The following is an 18097-nucleotide window of genomic DNA, read 5'->3' as shown; positions in this document are numbered from 1 at the left end:
ACAGGTCGCTCATCCACTCTCTCCTCACGGAGCCTGAATCAGATCGCGCCTCCCACATCAATGGGTCCTGACCCTAGGAGGGCGGCTAAAACGGTTTTGCGGGTCATGCCATCACTTCTGCCACAGCATAAAGTGAATGCGGTCATCATCGTGATCAAGGCATATCATTCCGTCCTCATCAAAGTGAAACGCGACTTCGGAAAAACGATGCAGGTAGTTTCTTGCTTTGATGTTGCGTATGAGGCGATCCATCTCGATTTGCAATTGTTTCATGCGTTCAGTTGCCGCTTCAATTGACTTGTTGGATTGGTCGATTAAGGCGTTGATGTCTTGGTTCGGCATCACCTATTTAGCCGGTTAGGGCAGCGTTGGGTCAGCCCGGATCGCATTGCGGTCATCCATTACATCGGCGGTCACCTGACAGTCCGGATAAGCCGCGTTCACGATCCGGTCCCGGTAGACGGTGACCGTCTCGGCGCGCTTGTTCAGCGCTTCGTCCAGACGCTTCGCATAGTCCTGCACCTGTGCGTTCAGCGCCGCACTGGTGGCCGCGTTCTTCGCCGCCTCCGCCGCAACCTTTGCCTGCCAGATGGCGCGTTCATGATGGACGCCACGGTTGTAGATCGACCGCCCGACCATCAGCAACGCTGCGCATGACAGTAGTGCAATGATGATCCGTAGTTGCATCGGCTATTTAGCCGTCAGCGCACTCGTTGGCTAAATAGTCGACAAGACTATTGGAGTGCCAACCATCATGACAGATACAATCATTTTCGTCCTTGCGACGGTTATCATCGGAACGCTGATCCTCGACGTGCGCACATTGAAGCGCGAACTAAGCGATCAGAGCAAAATTATCGCTGATCACTATCAAGTGCTTCGCGGTCTCAATCAGTATGTAGGCGACATGGCTGCTTACGTGTTGGAACAAGACGCGCAAACCGAAACGGTAGCCACTGTTCAAACCACTGATGATGACTTTGCCTGCGATTGCCTTCATTGCCGTGCTGACGCGGCAGAGGATCGCGCATGACCGTCCCCGTCGCAATCCTCGCCCTGATCGCGATCATCTTCGTGGCGATCATCGTCATCAGCGTGAAGCTGCACCGTGTTTCCAAGAACGTCGCTGATACCGTCACTTGGTCAGGCGGTGGCGGCGGTTCGCTTGATGACGGTCAGTCGACCAAGCCATCAACGGCCAACCGTCTAGAGCCCTAATGGCGATCAGCACCGCTGCCGCCAAAGCCAAAGGACGTGATCTTCAGAAGAAGGCGCGGGACATGTTCTTGCGCCTTTACCCAACGCTGACCGGGGACGATGTGAAGTCGTGTGCGATGGGCTCGACCGGTGCGGACATTCAGCTATCGACCGAAGCCAAGCGGCTGATCCCATTCGACATAGAGTGCAAGCGCCGGGCGAAGATCGCATTGGTATATGAAGCGCTGATCCAAGCCCGCCGGTCCAATGATCGAACGCCGTTGCTGGTGATGCAGGCGGACCGCAAGCGCCCGCTGGCGGTCATGTATCTGGACGATTTCGAAGCGCTGCTGTCCAAACTTTCTTGATTTGACATTTGGAGGCTTCGAGGAACACCGCGTAGCTGGTCGCGCATGATGACCGATGCAGGACGCCAACGCGCCGAAAGACGATTTCAGCTTCAGCTTGAGGCCAACCGCCGGGAAGGCCTGCTGAACGTCAAAGAAGTTTGCACCCGTCTACGGTGCGGTAACACCAAATTCTACGCAAGCATCATCACGCAGCCCAGCTTTCCGCGCCCGGTATTGATTGGAGCGCGGAAGCTATGGCGGGCTGACGAAGTGGACGCTTGGTCGCTGACCCAACGAATCTAAGCGCCGTCCGGGATTTGCAGCGCGTCTGCCACACCGGCCTTGCGGGCGAGGTCGACCAAATAGGCTTCCCACTTCGCGTAGCCTTCCCGCTTTTCGTCCATCATGTCGTAAAGGTCGTAGATCGCGATCAGCCCCTTCTTAGAGTGACCCAACATCGCTTCTGCCGTGGCGGTGTCGATCTTCAGGCGGGTGCAGTTCGACCGCATCGTCTTGCGGATGTCGTGAACGCGGAAGGCGGGCACAGCACCGCCCTTCAGTTCCATCATCCGCACCCGCATTTTCTCCACCACCTTGTTGATCCAGCCGTCCGTCATCGGTCCCTCGCCACGCTTGGCCGGGATCAACCATTCGCTGTTGGTGCGAAGAAGGCTCTGTCCCCACGCGCTGAGCGGCATCGCATGGTCAATATTCGATTTGTAGCGCGCGGCTGGCACAATCCAGACATCGCCGCGAACCTCCGCAGCCGGTGCGCTCATTACCTCTGTGCGGCGACAACCGGACAACAGCAGCAGGCCAACGGCGCGCTGATAGACGCGGTCTTGTTCCGCCAGCGCCCGCAGGAACAACACCAGTTCGTCTTCATCCAAGAACCGGTCGCGCGCCCGCGAAGGTTTGACGTGAAGGCGACGGGTCGGATCGTTCGCGATGGTCACGCCATCAATCTCCCCGTCGATGGACTCGCACCACGAAAAGAACGCCTTCGTCTCAGCCGTAAAGCGGTCAGCCTTGCTGCCAGCCTCCCGACGTTCGCGGATGATGGCGAGGATGTCGGCTTCTACAATGGACGCAATCGGACGGTCCGCCAGTCGTGCCAGACCAGCACGATAGACCTTGCGCTTGTCATCGACCGTCCTTGGCTTCAGCGCCTTGACCCGGTCGGACGCCATGTAGCGGTTGAACGCCACTTCGACGGTCACCCCCTTGATGCGCGCTTCTTCGCGTGGATCAACGCCTTGCTCGACCATGGCGTTTAGCGCGCCAGCCTGCACCCGTGCGTCAGCAATCGTCACCGCCGGGAACGTGCCGAAGGTCGCTTTGTGGACCTTGTTGGTGCCACGGACCTTCCGCTTGTAGCGCCACGTCTTTCGGACACCGTCCGCTTCGATAAACAGGCCCGGTGTCCCCGGATCAGCAGCCGTTCCGCTCGCGAGATTTTCGATAAAGCGCGGAGAAAAGACGATTTTTTCCATTCCGGTGTCCTTCGTTGATCTTGGCCTGCCAAGGACACCAGCGGGACACCAGAGCGCGGATTGAACCGGTCAAAAACGCATGAAACCGGACAAAAACTTGACTTACCGCAACTCCGATGGACACCCGCGCCGTGCACCTCACAAGCCAAAAACCTAGGTTTTCCGGGCACTTAGAAGGACGATTACCGGGTTTGACGCGCGCCTTCCAAAAAGGCTAGGGCGAATTTGTAAACCGAAGGTCGCGGGTTCGATCCCTGCACTCGGCACCACCTTTCCTTCGAAAGGACGATTTTCTGACCCTCGCCGCCCGCGTTGCCTTTTGCGCCGCGCTCGCCTTCGCGCTGGCGATGGCCTGGACGCCGCATCCTCCCAACCTGCCGTTACCCAACGACGACAAGGTGCAGCACATGCTCGCCTTCGGTACGCTGACGGTCCTGGCCGCCGCCGGGTGGCCGCGCGCGGAACTGCTGCGGATCGGCGAGCGCCTGTCGTTCGTCGGCGCGCTGGTGGAGGTGGTGCAGTCGATCCCTGCGCTCCATCGCGACTGCGACATCCACGACTGGCTCGCGGACACGTTCGTCATCGTCGTCGTGCTGCTGGTCATCGCCGCCTGGCGCCGCGCGCATCCGGCAATCGCCTGAGCATCTGAAACCCCGCGCCGATGCCGGGCGTTGCGGTAGCGCAATGGATTCCCGTTCCACGATCAAGGTCGCCAGCTACAACATCCACAAGGGGATCGGCCTCGACCGCCGCCGCAATCCCGAACGGGTGCTGGAGGTATTGCGCGAAATCGACGCCGATGTCGTCGCGCTGCAGGAGGCGGACCGCCGCTTCGGCGCGCGCGAATCGGTCATCCCGCTCCATCTGCTCGACGAGCATAGCGATTGGAAGGCGGTGGATTTCGGCATGCGCGCGCTGTCGATGGGCTGGCATGGCAACGTCATCCTGGTTCGCAAGGGCGCGCAGGTCGTCGATCGAGAGGCCATCCACCTGCCCGCGCTGGAGCCCCGCGGTGCGGTCATGGCGGACGTCCGTACGGGAGCCGGGATCATCCGCGTCGTCGGCATGCATCTCGACCTGTCGGGTCTGTGGCGCCGACGGCAGGCGGCGGCGATCCTTGCGCATGTCGACGCCTCGCTGCATCGTCATCCCACGGTATTGATGGGGGACCTGAACGAATGGACGGCGGCGGCGGGCTGCCTGCGCGATTTCTGCCGGGACCACACGATCGCGCCGACCGGGCCGAGCTTCCACTCGCGCCGTCCCGTCGGGCGGCTGGACCGCATCATGGTATCACGCGACCTGCGCGTCGCCGACTGCGGCGTGCATGCCAGCGCCGCGGCCCGCAAGACGTCGGATCACCTGCCGATCTGGGCGACACTTACACCGGCATGAGACGCTCGCGGTTTCGCCATGCGTGAGAAGGAACTGCGCCTCGCCCTGGTCTGCTACGGCGGCATCAGCCTCGCCGTCTACATGCACGGCATCACGAAGGAAGTCTGGCGGGTGGTGCGCGCCAGTCGCGCCTGCCACGATGGCGTTCCCGCCGCCGGTGGCAGCGAGCAGGTCTATGCCGCGCTCATCGCGGAGATCGAGGCGACGGCGGGCATGCGACTGCGCGTCCTCACCGACATCGTCGCCGGCGCGTCGGCAGGCGGGATCAACGGCATCTTCCTGGCGCAGGCCATCACCACGGGACAGAGCCTGGAGCCGCTGACCGACCTCTGGCTCACCTCGGCGGACGTCGAGGCGCTGATCGATCCGGATGCGGCGCCGGCATCGCGCTTCTCCAAGATGTGGGCGCTGCCCCTCGCGTGGATGGCGGCGGGGCGCAGCGCCGACAAGGTCGCCGAGCTCGACGAGGCGACCCGCGAGGAGGTGCGCGCGAAGCTGTCGCACTTCGTCCGCTCGCGCTGGTTCGAGCCGCCGTTCGGCGGAGCCACGTTTACCACCATGCTGCTCGATGCCTTCGATGCGATGGCCGCCACCGAGCGCGGCCCCCGCCTGTTGCCGGATGGGCAGCCGCTCGACCTGTTCGTCACGGTGACCGACTTCACCGGGCATCCCGAACGGCTGACGCTCAATTCGCCACCGGAAGTTCTGGAAACGGAACATCGCCTGGTGATCGGCTTCAGCGACCACGGCGGCGGCGCGGCGCTCGCGGCGATTCCCGAGCTCGCCTTCGCCGCGCGCGCGACGTCGAGTTTTCCTGGCGCCTTTCCCCCGTTCAGCGTCGGCGAGCTTGATCGCGTCCTGGCCGGGCGCGGCCTGGAATGGCCCGGGCGCTCGGCATTCCTGCGCCGCGCGCTGCCGCGGCACTTCGCGGCGAGGCAGGCGGAGAAGGCGGTGCTGATCGACGGATCGGTCCTCGCCAACGCCCCCTTCCGCCCCGCGATCGACGCGCTCAAGGAACGGCCGGCACGGCGCGAGATCGATCGCCGGTTCGTCTACATAGACCCCTCGCCCGGCATCAAGATCCGGCTTGGCTCGGGCGGCGGCGATCCCGGTTTCTTCCAGACGATCCTGGGCGCGCTGAGCGATCTGCCGCGGCAGCAGCCGATCCGCGACAATCTGGACGCGATCGCCGCGCGCTCGGCGCGGATCGACCGGATGCGCGGCATCGTCACCGCGCTGCGGCCCGCCGTCGAGGAAGAGATCGGCGCGCTGTTCGATCACACCTTCTTCCTCGACAGTCCGACGCCCGCACGGCTCGTCGCGTGGCGGAGGCGCGCGCAGACGGCGGCCGCGACCCGCGCGGGCTATGGCTATGCGGCCTATGGCCACCTCAAGCTCGCCGGAGTGATCGATACGATCACCGCGCTCCTCTATCACGTCGGCGGGGAGCCGGGGCAGCACCGCTGGCGACGGCTGAAGGCGGCTATCGAGGCCGCGATCGCCGCGCGCGGCTTCGGCCCAGGTCACGACGGCGGCGTCCCCACCTTCACCGGCAAGGAAAGCGCCGCGACGGTCGATTTCCTGCGGACGTTCGACATCGGTTTTCGCATTCGTCGGCTCCGACTGATGGCCCGGCGCCTGACGGAGGTCGAGGCGGACGGCGTCGACGTCGAGCCGATTCGCGACGCGATCTACGACTCGCTGGCGCTGTATCTTCAGCGACAACGCGCCGATGACCATCCTCAGCTGCGCGGTGCGGTACGCGCGCTGCGCGGCGCCGATGCCGGCCCCTTGCTCGACGGTCTGGCGGCGGCGCTCGATCTCACCCGGCTGGATGCGGAGACCGACGCGCGGCTCGCGACGGCATTCGTCGCGATCGACAGGGCGCCGCGCCGCGCGCTGCTCCTCGCCTATCTCGGCTTCCCCTATTACGACACGGCCACCCTGCCGCTGCTGCAAGGCGAGGGCCTGGACGAATTCGACCCGATCAAGGTCGACCGGATCGCGCCGGACGATGCTACCGCGATCCGCGGCGGCGGCGCGGAAGCGACCCTGAAGGGTATCCAGTTCAACAGCTTCGGGGCGTTCTTCAGCCGCGCCTACCGCGAGAACGACTATCTGTGGGGCCGGCTGCACGGTGCGGAGCGGATGATCGACATCTGCATCTCGACCCTGCCGCCCAACGTGCGGATGCGTGCCGGACGCGCCGCGGCGATCAAGCGCGCCGCCTTTCGCGCGATCCTCGACGAGGAGGAAGGCCGGCTGACCGCCATTCCCGCGCTGATCGCCAGCCTGCGCCGCGAAATCGGCTGAGCCGCCGGGCCTCCACGTGTCGGGCTGGCCATCGGGCCATGCAGCGGCTAGCGTCGCGGATACCCTCCGGGAGTTCCGCATGCAGTTCCTCAAGATCCTGTTCTGGTTCCTGCTCGCCTTCGTCGCGGCGCTTTTCACCTATGGCAATTGGACCAGCATCCAGATCAACCTGTGGGGCGGATTGATCGCGGACGTGAACCTCCCGCTGCTGCTGCTCGTCACCTTCCTGCTCGGCTTCCTGCCGACCTATCTCTACCTCGGCGCCGTGCGCTGGCGGCTGCGCCAGCGTCTGACCAACAGCGAGCGCATGCTGGCCGATCTGCGCGCCGTGCCGCCGGCGCCGGTGTCTGCGCTGCCCATCGCCCCGGCGGGCGATGCGCTCCCCATCGACGAGGCGGTCGCCGCCGAGGGGCGCCTGCTGTGAGCCCGATCTATGTCGCGATCGACACGCCGGACCTCGCACGGGCCAAGGCATTGGCGACCCGCGTGCGCCATCATGTCGGCGGGCTGAAGCTCGGCCTCGAATTCTTCTGCGCGCATGGCCAGGCGGGGGTGCGCGAGATGGAGGCGCTCGGCCTCCCCGTCTTTCTCGACCTGAAGCTACACGACATCCCCAACACCGTCGCCAAGGCGGTGATGGCGCTCACCCCGCTGGCGCCGGCCATCCTGACGGTCCACGCGTCGGGTGGTCGGGCGATGCTGGAAGATGCCAAGGCCGCCGCGCCACCGCAGACGAAGGTGGTGGCGGTGACGATGCTGACCAGCCTCGACGCCGACGATCTCGCCGCGACCGGCGTTTCGGGCAGCGCGCACGATCATGTGCTGCGGCTTGCGGAACTGGCCCATGACGCGGGCATCGACGGCATCGTATGCTCTGGTGCCGAAGTGGCCGCGGCAAAGTCCTTCTGGCCCAAGGGGTTCTTCGTCGTTCCGGGCGTGCGCCCGGCGGACGGCCAGGTCGGCGACCAGAAGCGCGTCGTCACGCCGCGCGCCGCGCTCGACGCCGGTGCCTCCGTGCTCGTCATCGGCCGCCCGATCACCCAGGCCGAAGACCCGGACACGGCCGCGCGGGCCATCGGCGCCACGCTCTGACGCCATGGCGACGATCCGCCCCTTCCTGCCGTCGAAGGACTTCGCGCGGTCGCAGGCTTTCTACGAGGCGATCGGCTTCAAGCGCGTGTATGCCGACGAGACGGTGGCGATCCTCGACTATGAGGGTGCCGGGTTCCTGCTCCAGAATTATTATCAGGAAGACTGGGCCGGAAATTCGATGCACCAGCTGTTCGTCGACGATCTGGACGCCTGGTGGCGACGGACGGACGGACTTGCGGAGCGCTTCGGCATACGCGAACCCATGGCGCCGGAGGTGAAGCCGTGGGGTATGCGCGTGGGCATGCTCGTCGATCCGGCTGGCGTGCTGTGGCATGTCTGCGAGGCGGAATCGCCCGCCGGGCGTGACGGACCGCGATGAGCGATGATGCGGAACATGCCGGCGGCTGTCACTGCGGGGCTGTGCGCTTCGCCGTCCGCCTGACCGGCGGGCTGGCAGCGGCGCGTCGCTGCGACTGCTCCTATTGCCGGATGCGCGGTGCCGTGGCGCTGACCGCCAGGGTCGGGGATCTGGAGATTACCTCGGGCGCCGAACAGCTGTCGACCTATCGGTTCAACACGGGCGCCGCGGAACATCATTTTTGCCGGACCTGCGGCATCTACACGCACCACCGCCGCCGATCGAACGGCGGTGAGTTCGGCGTCAATGCCGCCTGTCTCGACGGCATCAGCCCGTTCGACTTCCGTGTGGTTCCGGTCAACGACGGCATCCATCACCCCTCCGACGGCGGCGGGGAGCGCATTGCCGGCATCCTCCGCTACGAGCCGATCGAGCGTTGAACGGGCTTTGCGCCGCGGTCGCATAACCGCTAGCGCCTGCGCCATGTCCGCCCTCACCAAAATTTGTGGCCTGTCGACGCCCGAGACGCTCGACGCGGCGATCGGCGTCGGCGCCAGCCACGTCGGCTTCGTCTTCTTCGCCCCCTCGCCCCGCGACCTTCCGTTCGATCGCGCCGCGGGTCTTGCCGCGCGCGTGCCGGCACGCGTCCGCCGCGTCGGCGTGTTCGTCGATCCCGACGATGCCCTGCTCGATCAGGCGGCGGCGGCAGGCCGGCTGGATGCGATCCAGCTCCACAAGACCGCACCCGCGCGCGCCGCCGCCATCCGCGCGCGGCTGGGCCTCGAAGCCTGGGCGGCAGTGCCCGTAAAGACGCGCGCCGACCTCGACCTTGCCCGGCATTTCGTCGGTGCGGCCGACCGGATCCTCTACGACGCCAAGACGCCGGAAAGTGCCAGCCTGCCGGGAGGCATGGGGCTGCGATTCGATTGGGCGCTGCTTGACGGCTTCGCGCATCCCCTCCCCTGGGCTCTCTCCGGCGGGCTCGACCCCGTCAACGTCGCGGAGGCGATCCGTCGGACGCGGGCACCGTTGGTCGACGTGTCCTCGGGCGTCGAGCGCGCACCGGGGGTCAAGGATGTGGACAAGATCGTCGCCTTCCTTAAAGCGGCGCAGCTATGAACGCTCCGAACAGCTTCCGCACGCAACCCGACGAGCGCGGTCATTTCGGCGCTTTCGGCGGCCGCTATGTCGCCGAGACGCTGATGCCGCTGATCCTCGATCTCGACAGCGAATACCGCCGCGCGAAGGCGGACCCCGCCTTTCGCGCCGAGTTCGACGACCTGCTCGAACATTATGTCGGCCGGCCCAGCCCCTTGTACCATGCCGAACGGCTGACGGCGGCGCTGCGCGAAAGCGCGCCGGAGGGCATGGGCGCGGAGGTGTGGTTCAAGCGCGACGAGCTCAATCACACCGGCGCGCACAAGATCAACAATTGCATCGGCCAGATCCTGCTCGCGATCCGCATGGGCAAGACGCGGATCATCGCGGAGACGGGGGCCGGCCAGCACGGCGTCGCGACCGCCGCGGTCTGTGCGCGCTTCGGCCTTCCCTGCGTCATCTACATGGGCGCCAAGGATGTCGAGCGGCAGCAGCCCAACGTCTTCCGCATGAAGCTGCTCGGCGCGGAGGTCCGCCCGGTGACCAGCGGCGCGGCGACGCTGTCGGATGCCATGAACGAGGGGCTGCGGGACTGGGTCGCGAACGTCCACGACACCTTCTACATCATCGGCACCGCCGCGGGCCCACACCCCTATCCCGAACTTGTGCGCGACTTCCAGAGCGTGATCGGACGCGAGGCGCGGGCGCAGATGGTGGCCCGCACCGGCCGGCTGCCCGACCTGCTCGTCGCGGCGATCGGCGGCGGATCGAACGCGATCGGCCTGTTTCACCCGTTCCTCGACGACCCGGAGGTCGCGATGCTGGGGGTGGAGGCGGCGGGTCACGGCCTCGGCGGAAGCGAGCATGCCGCCAGTTTGGCAGGCGGTTTCCCCGGCGTGCTCCACGGCAACAAGACCTATCTCCTCCAAGACGAAGACGGCCAGATCGCGGAGGGCCATTCGATTTCGGCCGGTCTCGACTATCCGGGCATCGGGCCGGAACATGCCTGGCTGCGCGACATCGGACGCGTCGAATATGACAGCGCGACGGATGCAGAAGCGCTCGACGCGTTCCAGCTGCTGTGCCGGACCGAAGGGATCATCCCCGCGCTGGAGCCGAGCCACGCTATCGCTGCCGTGACCCGTCGCGCGCGCAACATGCCGCGCGACGCACGCATCCTCGTCAACCTGTGCGGCCGCGGCGACAAGGATATCTTCACCGTCGCCAGCGCGCTGGGCGTGGCGATATGACCCGGAACTGGAAGAGATTCTTGCTGGGTACCCTCGTCGCAGGATCGGTGGAAGGGGTGACGAGCCTGTTCGTCGGCACGCTGACAAACAATGCGCACGTCACGTCCGCCCTGGCGGTCGGCTTCGGCATCGGTGCGTCCCAACTCGCGATCGGAGCCTATCGCCGATGAACCGTCTCCCCGCTGCCTTCGCAAAGGGTCGACCGGCGCTGGTGGCGTTCGTCACCGCGGGGGATCCGACGCCCGATGCGACGCCCGCGATCCTCGACGCGCTGGTCGCGGGCGGCGCCGACGTGATCGAGCTCGGCATGCCCTTCACCGACCCGATGGCGGACGGACCGGCGATCCAGGCCGCCAATGTCCGCAGCCTCGCCGCCGGGACGCGCACCGCCGATATCCTGGAGATCGCACGCGGGTTCCGCGCACGTCATGCCGACGTGCCGCTCGTGCTGATGGGTTACGCCAACCCGATGCTGCGCCGCGGCCCGGAGTGGTTCGCCGCGGCCGCCGCGGATGCGGGCGTCGACGGCGTCATCTGCGTCGACGTGCCACCCGAGGAAGACGATGCGCTCGGCCCCGCACTGCGCGCGTTCGGTATCGCGCCGATCCGCCTTGCCACCCCGACGACCGACGCCGCACGGCTGCCGCAGGTGCTGGATGGTGCGTCGGGCTTCCTCTATTACGTCTCGGTCGCCGGCATAACCGGCCTGCAGCAGGCGGCACAGGCGTCGATCGACGCGGCCGTCAGCCGTCTCAAGGCCGCGACCGCCCTGCCGATCGCGGTCGGGTTCGGCGTCCGCACGCCCGAACAGGCTGCGGCGATCGGCGCGGTCGCGGATGGCGTCGTCGTCGGCTCCGCCATCGTCGAGATCGTCGCCGCCCACGGTACGGATGCGCCGTCGGCCGTCCTACCCTATATTCAATCGCTCGCGGTCGCCCTCACGACCGCCCGGAAAGGCATGAAGCAATGAGCTGGATCACCAGCGTCCGCAATGCGCTGTCGCGCGTCACCACGCGCGAAACGTCGGAGGAGAATCTCTGGCACAAGTGCAAGGGCTGCGGCCAGATGGTCTTCACCAAGGAGCTGGAGGAGAACCTCTACGTCTGCCCGAAATGCGACCATCACGAGCGTATCGGCCCCAAGCTGCGCTTCCAGCAGATACTCGACGACGACAGCTGCCAGGAACTGCCCGCGCCCAAGGTTCCGGAAGACCCGCTCAAGTTCCGGGACTCGAAGCGCTATACCGATCGCCTGAAGGCGGCGCGGAGCAGCGCGCATGAGCAGGATGCGCTGATCAACGCGCGCGGAACGATTTACGGCCACCGCGTCGTCATGGGCGTGCAGGACTTCGCCTTCATGGGCGGTTCGATGGGCCTCGCGGTCGGCGAGGCGTTCGTGCGGGGCGTGGAGGCGGCGATCGCCGACCAGGCGCCCTATCTCATCTTCACCGCCGCCGGCGGCGCGCGCATGCAGGAGGGTATTCTCAGCCTGATGCAGATGCCCCGCAGCACCGTCGCGATCCAGATGCTGCATGACGCCGGCCTGCCCTATATCGTCGTGCTCACCGACCCGACGACCGGCGGCGTGACCGCCAGCTACGCCATGCTCGGCGATGTCCAGATCGCCGAGCCCAACGCGCTGATCGGATTCGCCGGCGCGCGCGTCATCGAGAGTACCATCCGCGAGAAGCTGCCGGAGGGGTTCCAGCGCGCCGAATATCTGCTCGACCACGGGATGCTCGACATGGTCGTGCATCGCAAGGACCTGCGCGAGCGGCTGGCGACGGTCATCGGTTACCTGAAGCCGAGCGCCAAGGCGGCCTGAGCCTCCTCGCTCCGGCGGAAGCGAACGGACGATGCCCGACCACGCGACATCCACCGACCCCGCGGTCCAGGCGCAACTCGATCGGCTGTCGCGGCTCTCGCCGGGCGCCGACATACTGGGGCTCGACAGGATCACCCGGCTGCTCTCGCGGCTGGGCGATCCGCATCATGCGATGCCGCCGGTCTTCCACGTCGCCGGCACGAACGGCAAGGGCTCGACCTGCGCCTTCCTGCGCGCCGCGATCGAGGCCACGGGCCATGAGGTGCATGTCTTTTCCAGCCCGCACCTCGTGCGGTTCAACGAGCGTATCCGCGTCGCCGGCAGGCTGATCGAAGACGCAGCGCTCGCGGCACTGCTCGCCGAAGTGCTCGACCACGCGGACGGGATCGCGCCGAGCTTCTTCGAGGTGACGACCGCCGCCGCCTTTTTGGCCTTTGCGCGTAGCCCGGCGGCGGCGGCGATCGTCGAGGTCGGACTGGGCGGCCGACTCGACGCGACGAACGTGATCGCCCGTCCCGCGGTGACGGGCATCGCGGCGCTCGGCCTGGATCACCAGGCGTTCCTGGGCAGCCGGCTGGTCGACATCGCGGGCGAGAAGGCCGGCATCGCCAAGCGGGACGTGCCGCTGATCACGATGAACTATCCGCGCCCTGCCCGCGAGCGGGTCGCCGCCCTGGCGGAGGCAGCCGGTGCACCGGTCTTCGCGCGCAACCGCGACTGGTGGAGCGAGAGCGGCCGGACCACGATGCGGTACCGCGATGCCGGCTTCGCGCTGTCGGCGCCGCGGCCCCGGCTGATCGGCCCGCACCAGTCGCGCAACCTCGCCCTCGCGATCGCCATGTTGCGTCACCAGGCGGCAGTGAACGTCCCGGAAGCAGCCCTGCGCGCGGCATCGCAATGGGCGCAATGGCCCGCGCGCATGCAGCGTCTGGCGGCCGGGCCGCTGCGTGATCGCCTGACCGGGGCGAGCGACTTGTGGCTGGACGGCGCGCACAATCCGTCCGCCGCGCTGCCCGTGGCGCGGGCGTTGCGCGGCATCGCCAAGGGAAGGCCGGTGGTGATGGTCATCGGCATGCTCGCCAACAAGGACGCGCCCGGCGTGTTGCGGCTGCTCGCACCGGGCCTGTCGCGGGTGATCGCGATCCCGGTGGAGGGGCATGAATGCCACCCGCCGGCGCACCTCGCCGCCTGTGCGCAGCAACTGGGGATAAGCGCAACGACCGAGCCGAACCTCGCCGCGGCGCTCGACCGGATCGACGGCGATTGCGTCGTGCTGATCGCCGGGTCCCTCTATCTTGCGGGCGAAGCGCTCCGGCTGAACGGCGAGGCGCCGGACTGACCCACATTTATGCGATTGACTTGCAATAGCAGGCGCGGGAAGGTGTGGCTCGTATTCAGGAGTCGCACCTCATGGACGACGTCAAAGCCTTGCTTGCGCCGCTACCGCACCATCTGCCCGTCTGCCCCAACACGCGACTGATCCTCGTCGCGATCCGTCGCATGGGCGCGCACGGCCTTGCCGATGCCCGCGCGGCGCACGTGTTCATCGCCGCTTTCGGCGAGGGCTTCCGTCGGCCACTGATCCTGATGCGCGCGCTGATGGCCGATCTCGCGGCGGCCGCGGCAGACACGATTGCCATCGCCCCCTGCTGCTGTGCGCGCATGACCGCTGCCGAACAGGCCCTGGTGGCGATACTTGCCCGTGTCGAGACCGCACTCGAGGGTGCGCGGCTGCTCCTCGCCGATCTGCTGTCGACGCGCCGGGTCGACGGCGTGCTCGCCAGCGCAGCCGCCGTCGCGGCATGTTTCGCCGACGAGGGGCGGCCGATCAGCCGCTAGGGCTATGCGTCGCCGACGCGCGCATCCCCCTCGCCTGCCGTGCCCGCGCTGCCGATCGACCGATCGACGAGCCCGGTTCGGCTCATCCACCAGAACAGGGCGACGCCAGGCAGCGCCGCGACGGTGGTCAGCAGGTAGAAGTCTACATAGCCCAGCGCCTCGATCAGCGCTCCGGCCGTGGTTCCCGTCACGATCCTGCCGAGAATGCTGGCGGCCGCGGAGATGAGGGCGAACTGGGCAGCGGTGAAACGAAGATCGCAGAGCGCGGAAAAATAGGCGATCACCACGACACCACCGAAGCCGCTCGCGATATTCTCGAAGCCGATCGCGCCGGCCATGCCAAGCGTCGAATGTCCCGCGGCCGCGAGCAAGGCGAAGCTGAGGTTCGATACCGCCATCAGCACCAGTGCGAGAAGCACGGACCGCTTCATCCCCATGCGGGCATAGAGCACGCCCCCGATGAAGATGCCGACGAGATAGGCGAGGAAGCCGACGAACACGTCGTAGAAGGCGATCTCGTCGCCCGTGAATTTCAGATCGTCGAACAACAGGCGGAATGTCAGGTTGGCGAGCGTGTCGCCGACCTTGTGGATGAGGATGAACGCCAGGACGAGCATCGCACCGGGGCGGGCGAAGAACTGCACAAAAGGTCCCCAGACGGCGCGTAACGCCTCGCCCAGCCCGCGTCGCTCCTGGGGCTCACGGTGGCGCTGGGGTTCGCCGAAGACAAGCCCGGTGATCATTGCGGGCAATGCGAGAGCGGCGCAGGCGATATAGGCCGCCGACCAGCCCATCCGATCCGCGACGACGAGCGCCAGCGCACCAGCCCCGGCCGACCCGATGCGCCAGCCGTATTGGCTCATGCCCGAGCCGACCCCAAGCTGCCGCGGTTCCAGGAATTCAATGCGATAGGCGTCGATGACGATATCGAAGGTCGCGCCCGCAGCGCCCACCAGGATCGCCGCCAGCGCCGCGGCCGCTATGTCGGCGCGCGGATCGACCAGCGCCAGGTTCACCACCGCGGCGATGACCAGCGCCCCTGCAACAAGCAGCCAGGATACGCGCTGCCCCAGCCGCCCCAGGATCGGTAGGCGCACGCCGTCCACGACCCAGGCCCACAGGAATTTGAGGTTGTAGACGAGGAAGGCGAGGCTGAACGCAGTGACCGTCTTCTTGTCGATCCCGTCGCGAGCAAGCCGCGTCGTCAGGGTCGCACCAATCATCGCATAGGGAAAACCGGAGGAGATGCCCAGGAGGAAGGCGGCGATCGGTCCGCGTTCGGTATAGGGCCTGATGCCGTCCCACCAGGACTGCCGCCTTGCCTGATCCATGATCGCGTCACCCGCCCCCGAAGTTCAAGCGACCCGCATAGAGCGTCCGGGCCGGCGAAGTCCATGCGCCTGCCGCGATGCGTTGGATCAGCCTGTCGTAGCGCTTTCGAAAAGGCGCAGCCCGTTCGGCAGTCGCCGCGGCTTGTGACCGGACAGGTGCGCGTCGAGCGCAGTCAGCGTGCCGAGCAGGTCGCGCTGGGCATAGGGTTTGCTAAGACAGCCGGCGGCGAAGGCCGTCGCCTCCACGGGGCAATTGCCGGTGACGAACAGGACGGGGACGCCCTGTTCCTGGGCGGCACGCGCGACATCCAGGCCCGACCCGTCGGCGAGGCTTACGTCCACCAGGACCAGATCGAGCGCGGTGCCCGAGCGGATGATGTTCGATGCCTCCGCGACGCGATCGACCGTCGCGACCACCGTGTAGCCCGCATCGGACAGGAAATGCTCGGTATCGAAGGCGACCAGCGGTTCATCCTCGACCACCAGCAGCTTGATGATCTTGCGCTTCTTCTTGCCGAACAGCATCTACCCGCTCCACCGGGCACGGTTTGTTACGCCCGCGCTACATAACGCGCGCAGGCCGCTTCGGTCGCAAATAATTTCGCAACGCTTTGATGATGCGGCTATGGGCGGTCGATGGCTCCCAATCCCCCTTCCAGTGCCGCCAAGGGCGACCGCATCGCCAAGCTTCTCGCCCGTGCGGGCATCGCGTCGCGACGCGAAGTGGAGCGCATGATCGCGGACGGGCGCGTCGCGCTGAACGGCACGCTCGTCGCTACGCCTGCGACCATCCTTCCGTCGTTGCGCGGCGTGACCGTCGACGGCAATCCGGTCGCAGCCCCCGAGCCGACGCGGCTGTTCCTGTTCCACAAGCCGACCGGCTTGCTGGTGACGGAGCGTGACCCGCGGGGTCGGCCGACGATCTACGATCGCCTGCCCCGCGATCTGCCGCGGCTCGTCCCGGTCGGCCGCCTCGACCTCAACACCGAAGGGCTGCTGCTGCTGACGACCGACGGGGGATTCAAGCGCCAGCTCGAGCTTCCATCGACGGGGGTCGAGCGCACCTATCGCGTTCGTGCCTATGGCAATGTCACGCAGGCGCAGCTCGAGGATCTGGCGGACGGCATCGAGATCGAAGGCATACGCTACGGCTCGATCGATGCGAATATCGAGCGACGGACCGGCGCCAACGTCTGGATCGAGATGACGCTGACGGAGGGCAAGAACCGCGAGGTCCGTCGCGTGCTCGAGCACCTCGGACTCCAGGTCGGCCGGCTGATCCGCACCCGCTACGGCCCCTTCCTGCTCGGCGACCTGCCGACGGGAGAGATCGGCGAGGTCAAGCAGCACGAGCTCGTCGCGTTCCGCCGCACCCTGAAGGGCGGCGCGCCCGATGATCTTGCCGGCGATGCGCCCCGACCCGGCTTCCGTACCGCCGCGACCGTCGATCGGGCAGCGCGTTCGCGCGATCGATCAGGCGGCGATCACCCGCGCGTGCCGCGCCCGGTTCGGCAGGATGATGCAGACGGCCGCTCGCCTCGACCGGCCCGGACCACGGCGCGCCGCGTACAGGCCGGCGCCGACGCTCCCGCGCGCGCGTCGCGCGCGTCGCAGTCGCCGCGACGGGACGAGACTGTCGCGGCTCGCACACCGCGCGCGGATGCCGGACGGTCCCCGCGGACGGCGACACAGGTCGGCCGCCCCGACCGCACGGCCCCGGGCGGTGCGGGATTCCCGCGCGCGGCAAGCGGACATCAACGCCGCCCCTCGGGCGAATCATCCCTTCGATCCGCCGCCGACGAGATCGGCCGGCGCCCTTCGCGCGGCGGCGATGTCGGGCGGCCACCGCGCGGCGGCGATGCCACTGGCCGACCGCGGGGTACCGACGGCGGTCGATCGCCGCGCGACGGCGGTCCGGGTCGCCCCCCACGGGGCGGCGGCAAGGGCGGACGTCCGCCGAGGAATGGCCGCTCATGAGGGTGATCGCCGGCACCTGGCGCGGACGGCCCCTCGTCGCGCCCAAGGGCGACGCCACCCGGCCGACCGCGGACCGGACGCGCGAGGCGCTATTTTCCATGCTTGCGAGCCGCTTGGGCAGTTTCGAGGGACTGGCGGTCGCCGACCTGTTCGCCGGATCGGGCGCGCTGGGGATCGAGGCGCTGTCGCGCGGGGCCGCATCGTGCCTCTTCGTCGAACAGGATCGCGCCGCGCTGGATGCGCTCAAGGCCAATCTGTCCCGTCTCGACGCACGGGGCGACGTGCGCGCGACGTCGGTGATGGCGCTGGGCGCCGCGCCGGCGCCGCTGGACCTCGTGATGATGGATCCGCCTTACGGCACCGGTGCCGGGGCCGTCGCGCTCGACAAGCTGGCGCGGCTCGGATGGGTCGGTCCGGCGAGCTGGGTCAGCATCGAGACCGCGCGCGACGAGGAGATCGCCGTGGCTGGCTTCGCGGTCGACGCATCGCGGGTGCATGGCAAGGCACGCCTGACGCTGCTGCGGCGGGACTCCCAGCCCTGACGCAGGTCGGGCACGGCGCGGCCGCCTTCCGCCTCCCT

25 protein-coding genes are annotated in these 18097 nt (G+C 67.2%); 21 read left to right on the top strand and 4 right to left on the bottom strand.

Annotated features, from left to right (window positions below; genetic code table 11):
- The coding region (locus IQ292_RS17705) for a hypothetical protein (protein WP_238941112.1) at positions 1-297 on the top strand (297 nt) is incomplete at its 5' end.
- Between the two features lie 60 nt (positions 298-357).
- Here the strand turns inward: IQ292_RS17705 and IQ292_RS14595 are convergent.
- Positions 358-687: a hypothetical protein gene (locus IQ292_RS14595; protein WP_203311032.1), complete on the bottom strand. Its 330-nt coding sequence runs from the start codon at positions 685-687 to the stop codon at positions 358-360.
- Between the two features lie 67 nt (positions 688-754).
- On the opposite strand from IQ292_RS14595, the gene IQ292_RS14590 reads away from it, so the two are divergent.
- The 4 genes from IQ292_RS14590 to IQ292_RS14575 are packed head-to-tail and all read left to right on the top strand — an operon-like array spanning position 755 to position 1850.
- Positions 755-1033, top strand: a complete 279-nt coding sequence (locus IQ292_RS14590; RefSeq protein ID WP_203311031.1) for a hypothetical protein — start codon at positions 755-757, stop codon at positions 1031-1033.
- Positions 1030-1218, top strand: a complete 189-nt coding sequence (locus tag IQ292_RS14585) for a hypothetical protein (protein WP_203311030.1) — start codon at positions 1030-1032, stop codon at positions 1216-1218. The genes IQ292_RS14590 and IQ292_RS14585 overlap by 4 nt, the downstream gene beginning before the upstream one ends.
- The gene (locus tag IQ292_RS14580) at positions 1218-1565 is read left to right on the top strand and encodes a hypothetical protein (RefSeq protein WP_203311029.1); all 348 of its coding nucleotides are present in this window, start codon (positions 1218-1220) and stop codon (positions 1563-1565) included. The genes IQ292_RS14585 and IQ292_RS14580 overlap by 1 nt, the downstream gene beginning before the upstream one ends.
- A gap of 45 nt (positions 1566-1610) precedes the next feature.
- A complete protein-coding gene (locus IQ292_RS14575) occupies positions 1611-1850 on the top strand; it encodes a helix-turn-helix transcriptional regulator (protein WP_203311028.1) in 240 nt (79 codons plus the stop codon).
- On the opposite strand, the gene IQ292_RS14570 is transcribed toward IQ292_RS14575, so the two are convergent.
- Entirely contained in the window at positions 1847-3040 is a 1194-nt protein-coding gene (locus IQ292_RS14570) for a tyrosine-type recombinase/integrase (protein ID WP_203311027.1), read from the bottom strand. The two genes, IQ292_RS14575 and IQ292_RS14570, sit on opposite strands and share 4 nt — an antisense overlap.
- A 347-nt stretch (positions 3041-3387) precedes the next feature.
- On the opposite strand from IQ292_RS14570, the gene IQ292_RS14565 reads away from it, so the two are divergent.
- The 14 genes from IQ292_RS14565 (at position 3388) to IQ292_RS14500 (ending at position 14209) form a co-directional block, all read left to right on the top strand.
- Positions 3388-3681, top strand: coding sequence for a VanZ family protein (locus IQ292_RS14565; RefSeq protein ID WP_238941111.1), 294 nt, complete (start codon positions 3388-3390; stop codon positions 3679-3681).
- A gap of 43 nt (positions 3682-3724) precedes the next feature.
- Positions 3725-4435 carry an endonuclease/exonuclease/phosphatase family protein gene (locus tag IQ292_RS14560; protein WP_203311026.1) on the top strand — a complete coding sequence of 237 codons (711 nt, stop codon included), beginning with the start codon at positions 3725-3727 and terminating at the stop codon, positions 4433-4435.
- A gap of 18 nt (positions 4436-4453) precedes the next feature.
- Positions 4454-6748, top strand: coding sequence for a patatin-like protein (locus tag IQ292_RS14555; protein ID WP_203311025.1), 2295 nt, complete (start codon positions 4454-4456; stop codon positions 6746-6748).
- Between the two features lie 79 nt (positions 6749-6827).
- Positions 6828-7172: a lipopolysaccharide assembly protein LapA domain-containing protein gene (locus IQ292_RS14550; protein ID WP_203311024.1), complete on the top strand. Its 345-nt coding sequence runs from the start codon at positions 6828-6830 to the stop codon at positions 7170-7172.
- Entirely contained in the window at positions 7169-7840 is a 672-nt protein-coding gene (gene pyrF, locus IQ292_RS14545; RefSeq protein WP_203311023.1) for an orotidine-5'-phosphate decarboxylase, read from the top strand. Before IQ292_RS14550 ends, pyrF begins: the two co-directional genes overlap by 4 nt.
- 4 nt (positions 7841-7844) lie before the next feature.
- Positions 7845-8219: a VOC family protein gene (locus tag IQ292_RS14540; protein ID WP_203311022.1), complete on the top strand. Its 375-nt coding sequence runs from the start codon at positions 7845-7847 to the stop codon at positions 8217-8219.
- A complete protein-coding gene (locus tag IQ292_RS14535) occupies positions 8216-8638 on the top strand; it encodes a GFA family protein (protein ID WP_203311021.1) in 423 nt (140 codons plus the stop codon). Before IQ292_RS14540 ends, IQ292_RS14535 begins: the two co-directional genes overlap by 4 nt.
- Before the next feature lie 43 nt (positions 8639-8681).
- Positions 8682-9317 (top strand): phosphoribosylanthranilate isomerase, encoded by a 636-nt coding sequence (locus IQ292_RS14530; protein WP_203311020.1) that lies wholly within the window; start codon positions 8682-8684, stop codon positions 9315-9317.
- A complete protein-coding gene (gene trpB / locus IQ292_RS14525) occupies positions 9314-10546 on the top strand; it encodes a tryptophan synthase subunit beta (RefSeq protein ID WP_203311019.1) in 1233 nt (410 codons plus the stop codon). The genes IQ292_RS14530 and trpB overlap by 4 nt, the downstream gene beginning before the upstream one ends.
- Before the next feature lie 20 nt (positions 10547-10566).
- Positions 10567-10716 (top strand): globin family protein, encoded by a 150-nt coding sequence (locus IQ292_RS14520; protein WP_203311018.1) that lies wholly within the window; start codon positions 10567-10569, stop codon positions 10714-10716.
- Positions 10713-11516, top strand: coding sequence for a tryptophan synthase subunit alpha (gene trpA / locus IQ292_RS14515; protein WP_203311017.1), 804 nt, complete (start codon positions 10713-10715; stop codon positions 11514-11516). The genes IQ292_RS14520 and trpA overlap by 4 nt, the downstream gene beginning before the upstream one ends.
- Complete coding sequence (accD, locus tag IQ292_RS14510) at positions 11513-12370, top strand: acetyl-CoA carboxylase, carboxyltransferase subunit beta (RefSeq protein WP_203311016.1); 858 nt, start codon at positions 11513-11515, stop codon at positions 12368-12370. Before trpA ends, accD begins: the two co-directional genes overlap by 4 nt.
- A gap of 31 nt (positions 12371-12401) precedes the next feature.
- Positions 12402-13709, top strand: coding sequence for a bifunctional folylpolyglutamate synthase/dihydrofolate synthase (locus IQ292_RS14505; RefSeq protein WP_203311015.1), 1308 nt, complete (start codon positions 12402-12404; stop codon positions 13707-13709).
- A gap of 71 nt (positions 13710-13780) precedes the next feature.
- Positions 13781-14209, top strand: a complete 429-nt coding sequence (locus IQ292_RS14500) for a DUF6628 family protein (protein WP_203311014.1) — start codon at positions 13781-13783, stop codon at positions 14207-14209.
- A gap of 2 nt (positions 14210-14211) precedes the next feature.
- Here IQ292_RS14500 and IQ292_RS14495 read toward each other — a convergent pair whose 3' ends face one another.
- Complete coding sequence (locus IQ292_RS14495) at positions 14212-15540, bottom strand: AmpG family muropeptide MFS transporter (RefSeq protein WP_203311013.1); 1329 nt, start codon at positions 15538-15540, stop codon at positions 14212-14214.
- An 87-nt stretch (positions 15541-15627) separates the two neighbouring features.
- Positions 15628-16065, bottom strand: coding sequence for a response regulator (locus IQ292_RS14490; protein ID WP_203311012.1), 438 nt, complete (start codon positions 16063-16065; stop codon positions 15628-15630).
- 111 nt (positions 16066-16176) lie between these two features.
- On the opposite strand from IQ292_RS14490, the gene IQ292_RS14485 reads away from it, so the two are divergent.
- On the top strand, positions 16177-17517 hold the full coding sequence (locus IQ292_RS14485; RefSeq protein WP_203311011.1) for a pseudouridine synthase: 1341 nt from the start codon (positions 16177-16179) through the stop codon (positions 17515-17517).
- Positions 17514-18059, top strand: coding sequence for a 16S rRNA (guanine(966)-N(2))-methyltransferase RsmD (gene rsmD / locus IQ292_RS14480; protein WP_203311010.1), 546 nt, complete (start codon positions 17514-17516; stop codon positions 18057-18059). The genes IQ292_RS14485 and rsmD overlap by 4 nt, the downstream gene beginning before the upstream one ends.
- The last annotated feature ends 38 nt before the right edge of the window (positions 18060-18097 follow it).

This window comes from Sphingomonas beigongshangi (assembly GCF_016820445.1).
Classification (GTDB): Bacteria; Pseudomonadota; Alphaproteobacteria; order Sphingomonadales; family Sphingomonadaceae; genus Sphingomonas; species Sphingomonas beigongshangi.
Note: the sequence above shows the minus strand (reverse complement) of the source record. Positions and strands in the feature narration are given on the sequence as shown.

What these genes read in the sequence shown, in the direction of transcription:
- accD (WP_203311016.1), top strand. Translation starts at nt 11,513, where the DNA reads ATGAGCTGGATCACCAGCGTCCGCAATGCGCTGTCGCGCGTCACCACG.
- IQ292_RS14570 (WP_203311027.1), bottom strand. Translation starts at nt 3,040, where the DNA reads ATGGAAAAAATCGTCTTTTCTCCGCGCTTTATCGAAAATCTCGCGAGC.
- IQ292_RS14550 (WP_203311024.1), top strand. Translation starts at nt 6,828, where the DNA reads ATGCAGTTCCTCAAGATCCTGTTCTGGTTCCTGCTCGCCTTCGTCGCG.
- IQ292_RS14575 (WP_203311028.1), top strand. Translation starts at nt 1,611, where the DNA reads ATGATGACCGATGCAGGACGCCAACGCGCCGAAAGACGATTTCAGCTT.
- IQ292_RS14565 (WP_238941111.1), top strand. Translation starts at nt 3,388, where the DNA reads ATGGCCTGGACGCCGCATCCTCCCAACCTGCCGTTACCCAACGACGAC.
- rsmD (WP_203311010.1), top strand. Translation starts at nt 17,514, where the DNA reads ATGAGGGTGATCGCCGGCACCTGGCGCGGACGGCCCCTCGTCGCGCCC.
- IQ292_RS14530 (WP_203311020.1), top strand. Translation starts at nt 8,682, where the DNA reads ATGTCCGCCCTCACCAAAATTTGTGGCCTGTCGACGCCCGAGACGCTC.
- IQ292_RS14585 (WP_203311030.1), top strand. Translation starts at nt 1,030, where the DNA reads ATGACCGTCCCCGTCGCAATCCTCGCCCTGATCGCGATCATCTTCGTG.
- IQ292_RS14595 (WP_203311032.1), bottom strand. Translation starts at nt 687, where the DNA reads ATGCAACTACGGATCATCATTGCACTACTGTCATGCGCAGCGTTGCTG.
- IQ292_RS14560 (WP_203311026.1), top strand. Translation starts at nt 3,725, where the DNA reads ATGGATTCCCGTTCCACGATCAAGGTCGCCAGCTACAACATCCACAAG.
- IQ292_RS14555 (WP_203311025.1), top strand. Translation starts at nt 4,454, where the DNA reads ATGCGTGAGAAGGAACTGCGCCTCGCCCTGGTCTGCTACGGCGGCATC.
- trpA (WP_203311017.1), top strand. Translation starts at nt 10,713, where the DNA reads ATGAACCGTCTCCCCGCTGCCTTCGCAAAGGGTCGACCGGCGCTGGTG.
- trpB (WP_203311019.1), top strand. Translation starts at nt 9,314, where the DNA reads ATGAACGCTCCGAACAGCTTCCGCACGCAACCCGACGAGCGCGGTCAT.
- IQ292_RS14485 (WP_203311011.1), top strand. Translation starts at nt 16,177, where the DNA reads ATGGCTCCCAATCCCCCTTCCAGTGCCGCCAAGGGCGACCGCATCGCC.
- IQ292_RS14580 (WP_203311029.1), top strand. Translation starts at nt 1,218, where the DNA reads ATGGCGATCAGCACCGCTGCCGCCAAAGCCAAAGGACGTGATCTTCAG.
- IQ292_RS14500 (WP_203311014.1), top strand. Translation starts at nt 13,781, where the DNA reads ATGGACGACGTCAAAGCCTTGCTTGCGCCGCTACCGCACCATCTGCCC.
- IQ292_RS14590 (WP_203311031.1), top strand. Translation starts at nt 755, where the DNA reads ATGACAGATACAATCATTTTCGTCCTTGCGACGGTTATCATCGGAACG.
- IQ292_RS14505 (WP_203311015.1), top strand. Translation starts at nt 12,402, where the DNA reads ATGCCCGACCACGCGACATCCACCGACCCCGCGGTCCAGGCGCAACTC.
- IQ292_RS14490 (WP_203311012.1), bottom strand. Translation starts at nt 16,065, where the DNA reads ATGCTGTTCGGCAAGAAGAAGCGCAAGATCATCAAGCTGCTGGTGGTC.
- IQ292_RS14535 (WP_203311021.1), top strand. Translation starts at nt 8,216, where the DNA reads ATGAGCGATGATGCGGAACATGCCGGCGGCTGTCACTGCGGGGCTGTG.
- IQ292_RS14540 (WP_203311022.1), top strand. Translation starts at nt 7,845, where the DNA reads ATGGCGACGATCCGCCCCTTCCTGCCGTCGAAGGACTTCGCGCGGTCG.
- IQ292_RS14495 (WP_203311013.1), bottom strand. Translation starts at nt 15,540, where the DNA reads ATGGATCAGGCAAGGCGGCAGTCCTGGTGGGACGGCATCAGGCCCTAT.